Raw genomic sequence first — 14447 nt, 5'->3', positions numbered from 1 at the left:
TGGTGAACATGGGTGAACGAGAAAAGACGTTTGAGGAGAGCAACAATGCAGGGTAATGAGATCCATCAGGCGGCGATCGCCACGGCAGAGCTGTTGGCCGCCTCGGCGTGCAGCTATCCGTTCGGGCCGGAACATCAGGTGTTTAAAGTCGCCGATAAAATTTTTCTGTTGCTGACCGAACGTCACGGCGAGAAGATCGTTACCCTGAAGTGTCGCGAGCAGGACGGTGAGCTGCACCGGGCTATTTATGACAGCATCAGACCGGGCTATCATATGAATAAGCGCCACTGGATTACGGTGTGGCCGGGGGAAAAGATTAGCGCAGCGTTAATTAGCCAGCTGGTTGAAGAGTCGTATCGTTTAGTATTAGAGGGTGTACCGAAATACCGGCGGCCGAAATTTTAAGCGGAATTTGTGGCGGCAGTTACCGGAGATAACCACCGCCAGGCAAGCGAGACTCAGCGGCTCACTTCGTGTCCGACCAGGCCACCGATGGCCGCGCCGCCCAGAGTACCCCAGGTGCTGCCGCCGGTAAGAACCGCGCCACCTACGGCACCGACACCCGCGCCAATGGCGGTGTTACGTCCGCGGTGGGACATACCGCACGCGGTGATCGAGAAGGTGACCAACAGGACGACGGCAATAGTACAGCTGCGTTTTAAGAGCATCAAAGACCTCATTACCATTAATGATAATGGAATGTAGAAGAGTTAAGTGTGTTATTTGTACTGACCCGATCCGTTTTAGCCTGCTATTCCCTTTGCAGTCAATTTACTCTCTGCTAGTTTATTACGATAGGTAAAAATTCTTATTTTTTAATGAGTAAAAAAGCATCTTCCAGGATGATTTTAATAACTAAATGAACGGGAAACTGAATGTCCTCACTACGCCTGCTGTTGTCGCTGTCGCACGATCCCTGGTTTAACCTTGCCGTTGAAGAGTGCATCTTCCGCCAGATGCCGCCGACCCAGCGGGTGCTGTTTCTGTGGCAGAACGCTGAGACGGTGGTGATCGGCCGCGCGCAGAACGCGTGGAAAGAGTGCAATACACGGCGAATGGCGGAAGATAATGTGCGTCTGGCGCGGCGCAGCAGCGGCGGCGGCGCGGTGTTTCACGATCTCGGCAACTGCTGCTTTACCTTTATGGCCGGCAAACCCGGATACGATAAAAGCGTTTCTACCGGCATTATCCTGCAGGCGCTCGCTTCGCTGGGCGTGCAGGCGGAGGCGTCCGGCCGTAATGACCTGGTGGTCAACACCGCAGACGGCGTGCGGAAAGTTTCCGGGTCGGCCTATAAAGAGGCGGCGGATCGCGGTTTCCACCACGGCACGCTGCTGATCGATGCCGACCTGTCGCGGCTGGCCAACTACCTCAACCCGGACCAGAAAAAGCTGCAGGCCAAGGGCATTACCTCGGTGCGGGCCAGGGTGGCCAACCTGCGGGAGCTGGTGCCGGGGATCGACTTTGCTCAAATCTGTGAGGCAACACAGGAAGCCTTTTTCAGCCACTTTAACGAACGCTGCGAGCCGGAACTGATTTCGCCGGATGCCCTGCCCGACCTGCCCGGTTTCGAAGCGCTGTTTGCCCGTCAGAGCAGCTGGGAGTGGAACTTTGGTCAGGCGCCGGAGTTCAGCCATCAGCTGGATGAGCGCTTTAGCTGGGGCGGCGTGGAGATCCATTTCGACGTTGAGCGTGGGACGATCGCGCGCTGCCAGATTTTTACCGACAGCCTGAATCCCGCCCCTCTGGAGCAGCTGGCGCTGACGTTACCGGGCGTAACCTATCGGCCGGCGGACGTAGCCGCCTGCCTGGCGTCGGTGCAGGCCGACTATCCGCAGCAGCAGGCGGAACTGGCGCAGCTGCGCGAATGGCTGCTGATTAGCATTAGTTAGCAGCGGCCCTGCCGCTTTCAGGGGCCGGGCATCCGTTACCTGCCGGTCCGGATTGCGCTGGCCGACGCATAGCTGCCCTGCGGGTCGGCGATAGGATATGACACCAGCGGTTAGCCGTTCTGCCTGACCACGATCGCCGCCAGCTGCTGATGGAACAGCCGGGTGGCCATCGACAGATTGCGCTGGCGCGGCAGACACAGGTCAACCTTTACCCGCCCCATCACCGGGTCGGCCAGCGATACCGCAATCAGCTGGTCGTGGTCGGTACTATCGTTAACGTTCAGCTGCGGCTGGATAATCAGCGCCAGGCCGAGCACCGCCAGCCGCTTCTGCACGTCCAGCGAGCTGGCAACATAGCGGATATCAAAGGTCAGCCCTTCGCGGCGGGCGGCCGACTCCATCAGCTGGCGTACGGCAAAGTTCTCTGACGGAATGCACAGCGGGTACTGCGCCACCTCCTTCAGCGTCAGGCTACTTTTCACCGCCAGCGGATGCTGATGTGACATCACCACCTTGTGCTGCAGTTCACAGCTGTGGGTGATCTGCAGGTCGGCGCTGACCGGCAGATAAAAGGTCAGCGCCACGTCAGCCCGCCCCGCCAGCAGTTCGGCGGCGATATGGGGTGCGCTGCCGGTTTCAATCTCAAACGTCACCCTGGGATGCAACGCGCTGAATCCGGCAATCGCCGGCGCGATAAACGAAGACATCAGGCTTTCGGCGGCGCACAGCCGCACGCTGCCGGAGACAATGCTGTTCGAGGCGGCAATCTTATCCTTAACGCTGTCCAGCTCGGTCAGCGTGGCGTGGATCGCCTGCGCCAGAAACTCCCCCTCACGCGTCAGCCTGATGCCGCGTGGGCTGCGCTCGACCAGCGACGCGCCGTAATAGTGCTCAAGGATCTCAATCTGCCGGGTCACCGCCGTGGCGGTGACAAACAGCTTCTCCGCGGCCTCACGCAGCGAGGCGGATTTGGCGACCTGACTAAAATATCGCAGTGCCCTGAGCTGCATAATTGCTCCTGCCGTACAGTATTATAAGATGAAAATTATCATCACCGTTTTTTATTGATGATGCAAATACCCTCAGCGACAGGAATGAATATATCGCTGCCCGCTTATGGCGCATCGCGATCGCTATTTGTGCAGCGTTGAATTTAAGCGTCCGATCACATTTTTTTGCTCTGAAAGAAACAGGTTAGCAATCATCATATTAACCGGAAAACCCCTTTCAGCGGATCGATAAGCAAACCATGACAGAGCGCACATTTTTAGTGCGTTATGATCATTTTTGTTTTTGAAAACAGATCGGTGTGACGGCATGATCGGACTATAATCCAGAAATTTCAATGCGTTACTGTGGTTCATCTTTCCGGGCATTTTTATCGCCACCTCCTGAGTGCTCACATTTTGTTGACACTGCTCCAGCGCAATTGTGCTGGTCGGGGCACGCGGCCTTTGTTATATCTGACATTCGCAGCCTGCTGCGGCAATTAATTCAGGCAGTCATCATCATCACGACGGGCATTAACCCTGACCAGCAATAATAACATTCTGCTCAATTCAACAGGAGCTTCTGCTATGTCGCATGAAACAACCGCGCCCCGGCGCGCAAGCCGTAAAGAAGTGGTTGCCGTGGTGTTGGGGGCAGCGGTCGAGTTTTTTGATTTCAGCGCCTACGCCACCTTCGCTATTATGATCGGCAACGTCTTCTTCCCGTCGGAAACGCCGTTTATGAGCCTGCTGCTCTCCGTTTCCGTGTTCGGCATCGGCTTTATTGTGCGGCCGCTGGGGGCGATCTTTATCGGCAGCTACGCCGACCGCGCCGGGCGCAAACCGGCGATGCTGCTGACCATGGCGCTGATGACCATCGGCACCGGCGGGCTGGTGTTCCTGCCCGGCTATGAAACCATCGGTATCGCCGCGCCGATCCTGCTGGTGCTGATCCGCATGATGCAGGGGCTGGCCTGGGGCGGCGAAGCCGGACCGGCCACCACCTTTATTATGGAAGCGGCACCGGAAGGCAAACGGGCATTCTACGCCAGCTGGCAGATTGTCGCCCAGGGAGTTGCCGGCATCAGCGCCGGGCTGATCGGCTACTCGCTGACCGTCTGGCTGACGCCGGAGCAGCTCGCCAGCTGGGGCTGGCGCCTGCCCTTCGCCTTTGGCCTGCTGATCCTGCCGATTGCCATCTACCTGCGCCGCCACCTGCATGAAAGTTTTACCCCGGCAGAACAGAGCAGCAAAACCACCACCCGCGGGCTGCTGTCACAGGTGATGAAAAATCACCGCAGCCTGGTATTGCTGGGGATCTTTATGCTCTCCGGCAGCACCATCACCCAGTACTTCCTGAACTATATGACCACCTATGCGCTGAGCGAGCTGCACTTTGACTCCGGTACGGCGATGATCTCCACCATGATGATCGGCGGCTGCGTGGTGGTTTTCTCGCTGGTCGGCGGCTGGATGGCGGATCGCTTTGGCCGCAAAGTGACGATTATCGCGCCGCGCCTGCTGCTGCTGATACTGCTGCTGCCGGCGCTGGACCTGATTAACAGCACGCGCAGTGAACCGGTGTTCTTTGCGGTGATCGCCGTGCTGGCGGCACTGCAGTGCATCAGCGGCTCCGGCGTTCTGGTCGTGCTGTGCGAGAACTTCCCGAAAGCGATCCGCTCCACCGGTTTTTCCATCGCCTATGCCTTTGGCATCACCCTGTTCGGTGGTACCGCGCAGATCGTCTTCTCCTGGCTGATCAAAAGCACCGGCGACCCGGTGTCGCCCGGCTGGTATCTGATTGCCGCCAATATTCTGTGCCTGATCTCGGTGGCGCTGATTAAGACCCGCACCTCGTCGCGGCCGCCGGTCATCGCGCATCGCCCTCTGTTAAACCCTGAGGATCTCTGACTATGAGCACTGTAATGAGCTGGGAGGCGTGGGCCTCCGCGGATGCCGTCGCGCTGGCGGCAAAGGTTAAATCGGGTGAGGTAACGGCGGCGGAACTCGCCCACCAGGCCGCCGACGCCGTTGCCCGCGTCAATCCGGCGACTGGCGCGGTGGTTGAACTGTTTGACGACGCCATCCACGCGCCGGCTACCGACGGTACGCGGCTGGATGGCCCGTTTGCCGGCGTGCCCTTCCTGATGAAAGACCTCGGGCCGGGCGTCAAAGGCCGCCTGCAGGAGCAGGGATCGAAATTTCTGCGCGGCAACCGCCCGGCGGAGGATGCATTCCTGACGCAGCAGATCCGCAACGCCGGGCTGAACATTATCGGCCGCAGCGCCACGCCGGAGTTTGGCGTCTGCGGCTCGGCGGAAAACCCTGACATCTACGTCACCCGCAATCCGTGGAATCCGGAATACACCACCTTTGGTTCTTCGGCCGGGGCTTCGGCCTCGGTGGCCGCCGGGGTGCTACCGCTGGCGCACGCCACCGACGGCGGCGGTTCGATCCGTATTCCCGCCGGATCGCACGGGCTGATCGGCCTGAAAAGCTCGCGCGGCGTGTTCTCCATCGCCCCGGCGCTCTCCGATATCAGCGGCTACGTCTCCACCCAGGGCTGCGTCAGCCGCTCGGTGCGGGACAGCGCCCTGTTTGTCGACAGCTGCCGCGGCGGTGCGCCTGGGGAGTTTATGCCCTACTGGCAGAGTGCGGAGCCGTGCAGCGAGCTGATCAAACGCGACCCGCCGCCGCTGCGCATCGCTATCTCCCATGAGTGGGGGGATTACCGCGCCGACCCGCACTTTGTTCGCGAACTGGAGCGCGCCGCCGGGCTGCTGGCCGAGCTGGGGCATCAGGTGGAGTGGCAGGTGCCGGATATCGACTTTGAGGCGGCGTTTGCCGCGCAGACCAGCTGCTATATCGGCAACTTTGCGCAGTTTATCGCCCGCCTGCTGGAGAAAAAGGGGCTGGATGCACCGCCGGAAGATCTTGTCGAGCCGATCAATATTAAGATCTGGCAGAAAGGCATTGATATGAGCTACAGCGAACGCTGGAAAATGCAGGACGTGTTTAACACTACCGCACGGCGGCTGGGCAACTTTTATCAGCAGTGGGATATTATCCTCACCCCGACCTTTGCCAAACCGACGCCGCTGCTGGGCGATAAACGCTATCTGACCACCAGCGACAACCCGGACGTGCTGGACTGGTTCTACGGCCTGTGGGATATCTTCGCCTATACGCCGCTGGCCAGCGTCACCGGCACCCCCGGCATCTCCCTGCCGCTCGGCCACCAGCAGTCCGGCATTCCGCTGGGCATTCACGCGCAGACCCGCCAGGGCAACGACGCGCAGCTGCTGCAGCTGGCCGCCCAGCTGGAGCGTGCGCTGGGGGGGAGATTTGGTATTGGCCACCAGCCAATGGTGCACGTGACAGGGTAAAAACAGAAAGCCGCGATGAATCATCAGATTATCGCGGCTTAAACGGATTCAAAACAGTTACTTCCTGTACCCCAGTTCCCGAATCTCCTGCGCCGCCTTTGCATCAATACTCAGCTCCGCCGTGGGCCGCAGCAGCAGGCGCGGCAGGCCGATCGGGTCGCCGGATTCCAGGCAGTAGCCGTATTCGCCGTTACGCAGGCGAGTCAGGGCCGCGTCGATTTTTGGCAGCAGCCGCGATTCACGATCGATCTGCCGAAACAGCAGCCGCAGTTCCTCCTCTCTTAACGCTTTATCCGCTTCGTCACCGTGATTATCGCCGCCCTGCAGCCCCTGCTTCAGCTCGGCAATATGCAGCAGCAGCGCCTGTTTCTCCTGCTCCAGCCGCTGACGGAAAAATGCCTGCTGTTGCGTATTCATATAGTGCTCTGGTTTCATCGCCAGGATTTTCTGTTCTTCGGTCTGTTTCTTTGCTGGCATCTTTGCCCTCTGCTGCTTATGAACGGTCATCACGCCGTCTTAGTAGATAGTTGATGCGGTAGTAGTCATGATTCTTTACGTGCTCAGCACACTCTCCGGTCAAAGCCGTAGCCGCGTGATTCGCTCACGCAAAGGGTTTTGACTGTTCAGCGGCTATGTATGACCAATACGTCGATGGACGCGGGGCCTTTCCCTGAAGCTGAGTGGTGGCGGTCAAACCTGCAGCCGCGCCACGCTCGTCGGCCAGGGATCGCTAAACTCCCCGCCCGCCTGCCACCAGGCGATCTCCCGTTCGGTCAGAAAACAGCGTTTAAGCGCCGCGACAAACGGATCGAGCTGGTCGCGCAGGCCAATTACCGTCAGGCTGCAGCGCCGGTCGCCAAAGCGCCCCGGCATCGCGTCCAGCTGCTGTTGCAGCATCGCCCGCTCCCCGGCATTGAGTCGGTTATCCTCGTGGCGCAACACCCCCGCCTTCCAGTAGCTGATAAACTCCAGCCCGATGCTGCCCGCCGCCTGGTTCCACAGCAGCGCCAGGTCATCGCGCCCCGGCAGCCAGAAAAAGCCTTTACTGCGATGGATACCCATGCCGGTAAACTGCTGCCAGGTGTCCCATAGCCGCTGCGGGTGGAACGGCCTGTCGTCCTCAATCACCCGTGACTCAATATCATAGGGCGCGCGCTGCGGCGTCATGCGGTCCACCTGCGGCGCCAGCTCCTCAATCAGCCGTCCCACGCGATGAAAGTCATAGTCCGGCGCGTTGAGCACCCTCTCTATCGGCAGATTCCCCCACGGCAGGGCCATCACCGCCACGCCCGGATTAATCGGATGTACCGCGTGGGCGATACTGACCACCTGCTCTGCCGTCAGCCGGTCGGTTTTCGTCAGCAACAGCTGGCTGCAGAACAGCAGCTGCTCGGCCAGCAGGTTCTCCACGCCGCGTTGCCCGGCAGCCAGATGACGCTGCCAGCGTGGCAGCAGGTCCGCGCCGCCGTGATAGTCGCCGTTGAGCATCACCGCATCCATCAGCGTCAGAAATCCCGTTAACCGGACTAAGGGATGGTCGCGCAGCGCTCTCACCAGCGGCAGCGGATGGCTGCTCCCCGAGGTTTCCAGCAGGATATGTGCGGGGCGATTGCCGGAAGCCAGCCGTTGCAGCGCCAGCTCAAGCTTCTGAACACCGGTAACGCTGCTGACACTGTCGGCTGAGAGCGTAATAAAGCGGTTTTCGTGGCCGGCGATACCGGTACTGGCAATCAGCACGCCGTCCACGTCCAGTTCGCTCATGTCGTTAACGATCACGCTAACCGGCAGCGACCGTTGCCCGGCCTGCTGCAGCAGGCTTTTCAGCAGGGTGGTTTTACCGGCGCCAAGAAAGCCGTTAAGGATGGTCAGGGGAAGTCGCGGTTGCATGCTGAGATCTCATTGTCACGGCGCTTGACTCGGGATACGCCTGAATGCAGAATAATTGATATGTTATAACATATCTAAATTCAGGTGTTAACCCCGTGAAATCCAGAAAACTGCTGTTGCCGATGCTCTCCGCCCTCTCCCTTGCCGTCTCTCTTTCCGTCTCTGCCGCGTATCCGCTAACCGTGCATAACTGCGATCGCGATGAAACCTTTCAGGCCGCCCCACAGCGGGTGGTAACCATCGGTCAGCATGAAACCGAACTGCTACTGGCGCTGGGTCTGGAGAAGAAAATTGCCGGGACTTCGGTGTGGTTTGGTCCGCTGCCGGATGGGGTACGGGCAGCCGGAAAGGATCTTAAGCGACTGGCCGATAATGCCCCCGGCTTTGAGGCCGTAGTGGCACAGAAGCCGGATCTGGTATTAGCGCAGTACAGCTGGCATCTAGGCCCCCAGGGGGAAGTCGCCAGCCGCGAACGCTTTGAGCAGCTGGGGATCAACACCTGGCTCTCCCCCGCTGACTGCATCGGTAAAGCGGTGACGGCGGAATCAAACGGTGACGGTGCCCGCAGCGCGCCATTCTCGCTGGATGCGATCTACCAGGAAATCAGCCAGCTGGCGCAGATTTTTGACGTTGAGCCGCGTGGGCTGGCGCTGACCGAACAGCTGGCCGGGCGCATTACCCGCGTACAGCAGCAGCTGAAGGCGTCGCAGGTGCGGCCGCTGAAGGTGCTGTACTGGTTCTCCAGCACCCGGCTGAACGGCGATCCCTGGGTGGCCGGGCGCGATGGAGCGCCGGGCTGGATCAGCCGCACGCTGGGCCTGCAAAACGTGATTGCGTCAAATCAGGAGTGGCCGGCGGTCAGCTGGGAACAGATCGCCCGCCTGCAGCCGGACGTCATTGTGCTGGCCAGTATGGATCGCCGCCTCTACCCGGCAGACGATATCACGCAGAAAATGGCGTTTCTGCACAGCGATCCGGTGACCAGAGAGCTACCGGCGGTAAAAAATAACCAGTTGATCGTGGTACCGGCGATGTCGCTCAATCCGTCGCTGCGTAACGTCGACGCCGTTGAGCTGATCGGTCAGCAGATTGCCCGTTCTGCGGCGCAGCCATGAACCCGCTGCTGAAAACGTCCCTGCTGCTGACTGCGGGAACGCTGAGCACGGGTGCTCTCACCCTGCTGGCCGCCGCCAGCGGCGAGCTGCCGGTCTCCTTCAGTCATACCCTGCAGGCGGTGAGTAACGGGCTGGGTGTGAGCCAGTATCCGCTGCCGGCTATCGAACAGGGCGTGGTCTGGCAGTACCGGATGAGTCGGGCGGTGATGGCGGCGTTTAGCGGTGGCGGGCTGGCGATCTGTGGCGTGGTATTACAGGCTCTGCTGCGTAACCCACTGGCGGAACCTTATCTGCTGGGTATATCCGCCGGTGCCTCCACCGGCGCGGTGCTGGTGATGTTACTGGGTTTCGGCGGCAGCCTGCTGTCGGTGAGCGGCGGCGCGTTTCTCGGCGCGCTGGCGGCGTTTGCGGTGATTATGCTGCTGGCGCGCGGGCTGCGCGACGGCCCGGCGCGCATTATCCTCAGCGGTATCGCGGCAACGCAGCTGTTCAACGCCCTGACCGCCTGCGTGGTCAGCACCTCGGCCAACGCCGAGCAGTCGCGCGGCGTGATGTTCTGGCTGCTGGGCAGCCTGAGCGGCGTGCGCTGGCCGGACGTGTTACTGAGCATGGCGGTTACCGGTCTGGCGCTGCTGCTGTTTCTGTGGTTTGCCCGCACGCTTGACACGTTCAGCTTTGGTGAGGAGGTGGCGACCACGCTGGGCACCGCCGTCACGCCGGTACGCATCGTGCTGCTGCTGACCGCCGCGCTGCTGACCGCGGTGCTGGTGAGCATTATCGGCGCGGTAGGATTTATCGGGCTGGTGATCCCGCATCTGACCCGCTTCTTTACCGGGCCGCCGCATCTGCGGCTGCTGCCGGCCGCTTTCCTCGCCGGGGCACACTTTATGATTATCGCCGACCTGCTGTCGCGCAGCCTGATTGCCCATCAGGTACTGCCGATCGGCGTGGTCACCGCGCTGGTCGGTGCACCGGTGTTTGCAGCGATCCTCTGGCGGCAACGGGGGGCAGCCTGATGGAGCTTAGCGCACGGCAGCTGACCCTGACCCGCCAGGCGCAGACGATTTTGCAGCGGATTGATTTTAATGCCGCCAGCGGGCAGACCGTTGGCCTGCTGGGGCCGAACGGCAGCGGGAAATCGACGCTGCTCAAGTGCCTTGCGGGGCTGTACCCCGATCCGCAGCGCGCGGTGCAGCTTGACCGGCAGCCGTTACGCCTGCTTTCGGCCCGCCAGCGCGCGCAGCGGCTGGCGCTGGTCAGCCAGCACGCGGAGGCAGAAGATGCGCTGAGCGTGGAGGAGATCGTGCGTCTTGGCCGCAGCCCGCACCGGGGAGCCTTGAGCCCGTGGCAGAGAGAGGACGCGCAGGCGGTCGCCGCCGCGCTGGAGATGACCCACCTGCAGCCGCTGCGCCAGCGCCGCTGGCAGCAGCTCTCCGGCGGCGAAAAACAGCGCTGTCAGATTGCCCGTGCGCTGGCGCAGCAGCCGCATGTGCTGCTGCTGGATGAGCCGACCAACCATCTGGATATTCAGCACCAGCTGGCGCTGATGCAGCTGATCGCCAGCCTGCCGGTTACCGTGGTGGTGGCGCTGCACGATCTCAACCTCGCCGCGCGCTACTGCCAGCATCTGGTGGTGCTGAAGCAGGGTGAGGTCGCCGCCGCCGGCACGCCGCAGCAGGTACTGACGCCGCAGCGTATCGCCGCCATCTGGCAGGTGGATGCCAGCGTCGAGCAGCGCCATCCGGGGGTGATGCGCATCGATTTCCACTGCCCGCTCTGTGCAGCTGGTGTTACGGCGGGATAACCAGCCAACAATTCAGCGCTGATTTGCCGCTATTTAACTTAACCCTGAAGCCGCACTAATCCGGCCAGTTTTATTATTTAGCTGGCCGCCGCTGCGGTTGTTGCTTATACTTTTTTCACCGATTCACTCAGATAACTATATTAAGGAGGATGGCTATGCTCACACGTGAATGGTTTCTTTATTCACCTGTCATCAGCGATCGTCGCTGCTCAGACCTTTCTGCTATCGTGCTGCGATAACGGGTCTGAGCGAAGCCCACTAATCTGAGTTCTTCCCTCCGGCTTACCGGTTATCGTCAGCGACTATGACGAGGGCATTGTTACGCCCAAAAAACTGGACCAGTCATTATGAGTACACTTCTTTCTGCCCAGGCGCTGAGCCTCGATCTGGCCGGCGGCCCGCTGCTGTCTGACCTGAACTTCACCCTCAATACCGGCGACCGTATCGGCCTGATCGGCGATAACGGCTGCGGTAAAAGTACCCTGTTAAACCTGCTCAGCGGCAGGCTGGCCCCCGGCCGTGGCAGCCTCACCCGTGCCGCCCGCTGCGTGGTGGCGCAGGTGGAACAGTTTCTGCCGCCGGACCTGGCACGACTGCCTCTGCCGGAGGTGCTGCTGCACGGCCTGCCCGGCAGTGCCGAACCGCCGCAGCGCTGGCAGGCTGATCTACTGCTGGAGCAGACCGGTTTCGCTCCCCCGCTCTGGCAGAAAACCGCCGCCGAACTGAGCGGCGGTCAGCAGACCCGGCTGCTGCTGGCCCGCGCGCTGATCCGCCAGCCGGACCTGCTGCTGCTGGATGAGCCGGGCAACCACCTCGATCTGCCGACGCTGCTGTGGCTGGAGCAGTTTTTACAGCAGTGGCGCGGCAGCCTGGTGATGGTCTCCCACGACCGCCAGCTGCTGGACGCCGTCACCGGGGTGAGCTGGATCCTGCGTGACCGTCAGATAGTCAGCATTGCGCTGCCCTGCACGGCGGCACGCGCCGCGCTGGCGGAGCAGGATGACGCCGACCGCCACCGCCGTCAGGCGCAGCAAAACGAGATCGACCGGGTGGCCAAAAGCGCCCGCCGGCTGGCATTGTGGGGGCGCGACTATGACAACGAAGGGCTGGCGCGCAAGGCGAAACAGATGGAGAAGCAGGTGGCGCGCCTGCAGGAGCAGCAGACCGGGGTCAGCGCCGGTTCGCGCTGGCAGCTGCGTCTGGCCGGTGAGGCGCTGGCGGCGGACCGGCTGCTGGCGCTGGAGGGGCTGACGGTGCGCGCGGCGGCGGCGTCCCCGCCGCTGTATCAGCTGCGCCAACTGCGGGTAAAAAGCGGCGACCGTATCGCGCTGGCCGGGCGCAACGGCAGCGGTAAATCCTCACTGCTGCAGCAGCTGTGGCAGGCGTATCAGCAGCGCCCGGCGGAGGTGCCGGGCATCACCTTCCACCCGCGCGTGCGCATCGGTTACTACGATCAGCACCAGCAAACGCTGCGCGACGGGCACAGCCTGAGCGAGGCGCTGGCCGGGTTCGCCCCGCTCAGCGAGGAGCAGCGACGCCGCGCGTTGATTAGCGCCGGCTTTAGCTGGCAGCGGCATCAGCAGTCGGTGAGCACGCTGAGCGGCGGTGAACGCGCGCGGCTGCTGTTGGTTGGGCTGTCGCTGGCCCGCTACTCGCTGTTACTGCTGGATGAACCGACCAACCACCTCGACCTGGCGGGTAAAGAGGAGCTGGCGGTGGTGCTGCGGGACTATCCGGGGGCGGTGATTATGGTGTCACACGACCGCACGCTGATGACGCAAAGCTGCAACCGCTACTGGCTGATTGACGGCGGTGAACTGACCGAGTGGCACGATCTGGCGGCGGTGAACGATCGGCTGCGGGGCGAGGCGCATATCAAGGCTGACAACGTGATGCCCGGGAGCCACGCATCCGGCAAGGCAGCTTTACCGGCGGTGGGCTGCCCGGACGGCGGCGATCCAGGCGTAGCGCTACGACGTGGCAGCGACGCCAGAATGCCGGGCCTGGCATCCCCCTGTGAAGCGAACGGCGACGTGCAGCAGGTTGAGGAGCAGTGGCTGGAAGAGCTGGTGACGCTGGAAAGCCGGCTAATGGCGGACCAGCAGCGCAGGCCTCACCACCAGAAGCCCGCCCTGCAACAGCAGTGGCAGCTACGCATAAGCCAGCTGAACGGGCTGCTGGGGATCGGCGAGGAGTAACGTCCCATTACGCTGCCGCTCCTGATAACACAATAAGCAGTAACCATAAAAACGGCCGCCCAAAGGCGGCCGATAGGGTTGTTACGCCAGCGCAGATTGAGATTACAGGGTGCCGGTACCGCCGTCCGAGCACCACACCTGGCCGGAGGTGTAGCTGTTTTCAGCCGCGGCCAGCGTGACGTACAGCGGCGCGATCTCGGCGGGCTGGCCTGGGCGGCCGAGCGGCGCGGAGGCACCAAACTCCTCGACTTTGCTCTGCGGCTGACCGCCGCACACCTGCAGCGCCGTCCAGTACGGTCCCGGTGCCACCGCGTTTACGCGAATGCCCTGCGGGCCAAGCTGTTTGGCCAGCGATTTGGTAAAGGCGACGATCGCGGCCTTGGTCTGCGCGTAGTCGAGCAGGATTTCGCTAGGCTTAAACGCCTGCACCGAGCTGGTGTTGATCACCGAGGCACCGGCGGGCAGGTGCGGCACCGCCGCTTTAGTGATCCAGAACATCGCATAGACGTTAGTTTTAAAGGTGGCGTCAAAATCCGCGGTGCTCAGGTCAAGAATTGATTCACGGAACTGCTGGCGTCCGGCGTTGTTGACCAGCAGATCCAGCCCGCCCAGTTGTTCAACGGCCTCGCTGACCAGCCGCTGGCAGAAGGCCTCGTCGGTGATATCACCGGGAATTGCTACCGCCCTGCGTCCGGCCTGACGGATTAGCTCCACCACCTCACGCGCGTCCTGCTCCTCGTCCGGCAGGTAGTTGATAGCCACGTCCGCTCCTTCACGGGCGAAGGCAATCGCCACCGCGCGGCCAATGCCGGAATCACCGCCGGTGATCAGCGCCCGGCGACCGTTCAGCCTGCCGCTGCCCTGATAAGAGGTTTCACCGTGGTCCGGGCGCGGCTGCATTTCGCTGGCGAGGCCGGGAAACGGCTGCTTTTGCTGTGCAAACGGCGGCACGGGATAAGTGCTGGCATTGGTGGCGTTAAGTGAGTTGAAAGTACCGGTTTTCTGGCTCATGGGAACCCCTTTGTCGCGACGAATGAAGGGTAAAGCTTAGAACAGGCTGCCGCTGGCGGAAGGTCTGAGCGGGAAATTAATCACCGTGCTGCCCTGTTAATCCTGCTCTTAATGGCGGATTATTTTGAGGCAAATCACTGATAAATATCATCTTATATGAACGAG

The 14447-nt window shown here is 61.5% G+C and carries 13 protein-coding genes; 8 read left to right on the top strand and 5 right to left on the bottom strand.

The window, feature by feature from the left end; all coding sequences use genetic code 11:
• The first annotated feature begins 45 nt into the window (after positions 1-45).
• The gene (locus tag GKQ23_RS12065) at positions 46-405 is read left to right on the top strand and encodes an MmcQ/YjbR family DNA-binding protein (RefSeq protein ID WP_056241239.1); all 360 of its coding nucleotides are present in this window, start codon (positions 46-48) and stop codon (positions 403-405) included.
• Positions 406-458: 53 nt separating this feature from the next.
• Here the strand turns inward: GKQ23_RS12065 and GKQ23_RS12060 are convergent, their stop codons facing one another.
• Positions 459-668, bottom strand: a complete 210-nt coding sequence (locus tag GKQ23_RS12060; protein ID WP_056241241.1) for an osmotically-inducible lipoprotein OsmB — start codon at positions 666-668, stop codon at positions 459-461.
• A 207-nt stretch (positions 669-875) separates the two neighbouring features.
• Between GKQ23_RS12060 and GKQ23_RS12055 the strand changes: the two genes are divergently transcribed.
• The gene (locus tag GKQ23_RS12055) at positions 876-1892 is read left to right on the top strand and encodes a lipoate--protein ligase A (protein WP_212411378.1); all 1017 of its coding nucleotides are present in this window, start codon (positions 876-878) and stop codon (positions 1890-1892) included.
• Positions 1893-2002: 110 nt separating this feature from the next.
• Here GKQ23_RS12055 and GKQ23_RS12050 read toward each other — a convergent pair whose 3' ends face one another.
• Positions 2003-2902 (bottom strand): LysR family transcriptional regulator, encoded by a 900-nt coding sequence (locus tag GKQ23_RS12050; protein WP_212411376.1) that lies wholly within the window; start codon positions 2900-2902, stop codon positions 2003-2005.
• A 567-nt stretch (positions 2903-3469) separates the two neighbouring features.
• Between GKQ23_RS12050 and GKQ23_RS12045 the strand changes: the two genes are divergently transcribed.
• Positions 3470-4792, top strand: a complete 1323-nt coding sequence (locus tag GKQ23_RS12045; protein ID WP_212411374.1) for an MFS transporter — start codon at positions 3470-3472, stop codon at positions 4790-4792.
• 2 nt (positions 4793-4794) lie between these two features.
• Positions 4795-6267: an amidase gene (locus tag GKQ23_RS12040; RefSeq protein WP_212411372.1), complete on the top strand. Its 1473-nt coding sequence runs from the start codon at positions 4795-4797 to the stop codon at positions 6265-6267.
• Between the two features lie 57 nt (positions 6268-6324).
• Here GKQ23_RS12040 and dksA read toward each other — a convergent pair whose 3' ends face one another.
• Positions 6325-6744 carry an RNA polymerase-binding protein DksA gene (gene dksA / locus GKQ23_RS12035; protein ID WP_249168513.1) on the bottom strand — a complete coding sequence of 140 codons (420 nt, stop codon included), beginning with the start codon at positions 6742-6744 and terminating at the stop codon, positions 6325-6327.
• Positions 6745-6957: 213 nt separating this feature from the next.
• Positions 6958-8154 carry a GTP-binding protein gene (locus GKQ23_RS12030; RefSeq protein ID WP_212411370.1) on the bottom strand — a complete coding sequence of 399 codons (1197 nt, stop codon included), beginning with the start codon at positions 8152-8154 and terminating at the stop codon, positions 6958-6960.
• Positions 8155-8276: 122 nt separating this feature from the next.
• Here GKQ23_RS12030 and GKQ23_RS12025 point away from each other — a divergent pair, with 122 nt between their 5' ends.
• The 4 genes from GKQ23_RS12025 to GKQ23_RS12010 all read left to right on the top strand — a co-directional run bounded on the left by GKQ23_RS12025 (position 8277) and on the right by GKQ23_RS12010 (position 13271).
• Complete coding sequence (locus GKQ23_RS12025; protein ID WP_056241762.1) at positions 8277-9269, top strand: ABC transporter substrate-binding protein; 993 nt, start codon at positions 8277-8279, stop codon at positions 9267-9269.
• The gene (locus GKQ23_RS12020) at positions 9266-10285 is read left to right on the top strand and encodes an iron ABC transporter permease (protein ID WP_212411353.1); all 1020 of its coding nucleotides are present in this window, start codon (positions 9266-9268) and stop codon (positions 10283-10285) included. Before GKQ23_RS12025 ends, GKQ23_RS12020 begins: the two co-directional genes overlap by 4 nt.
• Positions 10285-11073: an ABC transporter ATP-binding protein gene (locus GKQ23_RS12015; RefSeq protein ID WP_212411350.1), complete on the top strand. Its 789-nt coding sequence runs from the start codon at positions 10285-10287 to the stop codon at positions 11071-11073. Before GKQ23_RS12020 ends, GKQ23_RS12015 begins: the two co-directional genes overlap by 1 nt.
• A 347-nt stretch (positions 11074-11420) precedes the next feature.
• The gene (locus GKQ23_RS12010; RefSeq protein ID WP_212411349.1) at positions 11421-13271 is read left to right on the top strand and encodes an ABC-F family ATP-binding cassette domain-containing protein; all 1851 of its coding nucleotides are present in this window, start codon (positions 11421-11423) and stop codon (positions 13269-13271) included.
• Positions 13272-13373: 102 nt separating this feature from the next.
• On the opposite strand, the gene GKQ23_RS12005 is transcribed toward GKQ23_RS12010, so the two are convergent.
• On the bottom strand, positions 13374-14282 hold the full coding sequence (locus GKQ23_RS12005; protein WP_212411347.1) for an SDR family oxidoreductase: 909 nt from the start codon (positions 14280-14282) through the stop codon (positions 13374-13376).
• Positions 14283-14447: the final 165 nt, after the last annotated feature.

It is taken from the genome of Erwinia sp. E602 (genome assembly GCF_018141005.1).
Taxonomy (GTDB): domain Bacteria; phylum Pseudomonadota; class Gammaproteobacteria; order Enterobacterales; family Enterobacteriaceae; genus Erwinia.
Note: the sequence above shows the minus strand (reverse complement) of the source record. Positions and strands in the feature narration are given on the sequence as shown.

Coding starts and splice junctions, on each gene's coding strand:
- GKQ23_RS12040 (WP_212411372.1), top strand. CDS start 4,795: ATGAGCACTGTAATGAGCTGGGAGGCGTGGGCCTCCGCGGATGCCGTC.
- GKQ23_RS12005 (WP_212411347.1), bottom strand. CDS start 14,282: ATGAGCCAGAAAACCGGTACTTTCAACTCACTTAACGCCACCAATGCC.
- GKQ23_RS12050 (WP_212411376.1), bottom strand. CDS start 2,902: ATGCAGCTCAGGGCACTGCGATATTTTAGTCAGGTCGCCAAATCCGCC.
- GKQ23_RS12010 (WP_212411349.1), top strand. CDS start 11,421: ATGAGTACACTTCTTTCTGCCCAGGCGCTGAGCCTCGATCTGGCCGGC.
- GKQ23_RS12060 (WP_056241241.1), bottom strand. CDS start 668: ATGCTCTTAAAACGCAGCTGTACTATTGCCGTCGTCCTGTTGGTCACC.
- GKQ23_RS12065 (WP_056241239.1), top strand. CDS start 46: ATGCAGGGTAATGAGATCCATCAGGCGGCGATCGCCACGGCAGAGCTG.
- dksA (WP_249168513.1), bottom strand. CDS start 6,744: ATGCCAGCAAAGAAACAGACCGAAGAACAGAAAATCCTGGCGATGAAA.
- GKQ23_RS12020 (WP_212411353.1), top strand. CDS start 9,266: ATGAACCCGCTGCTGAAAACGTCCCTGCTGCTGACTGCGGGAACGCTG.
- GKQ23_RS12045 (WP_212411374.1), top strand. CDS start 3,470: ATGTCGCATGAAACAACCGCGCCCCGGCGCGCAAGCCGTAAAGAAGTG.
- GKQ23_RS12025 (WP_056241762.1), top strand. CDS start 8,277: ATGCTCTCCGCCCTCTCCCTTGCCGTCTCTCTTTCCGTCTCTGCCGCG.
- GKQ23_RS12015 (WP_212411350.1), top strand. CDS start 10,285: ATGGAGCTTAGCGCACGGCAGCTGACCCTGACCCGCCAGGCGCAGACG.
- GKQ23_RS12055 (WP_212411378.1), top strand. CDS start 876: ATGTCCTCACTACGCCTGCTGTTGTCGCTGTCGCACGATCCCTGGTTT.
- GKQ23_RS12030 (WP_212411370.1), bottom strand. CDS start 8,154: ATGCAACCGCGACTTCCCCTGACCATCCTTAACGGCTTTCTTGGCGCC.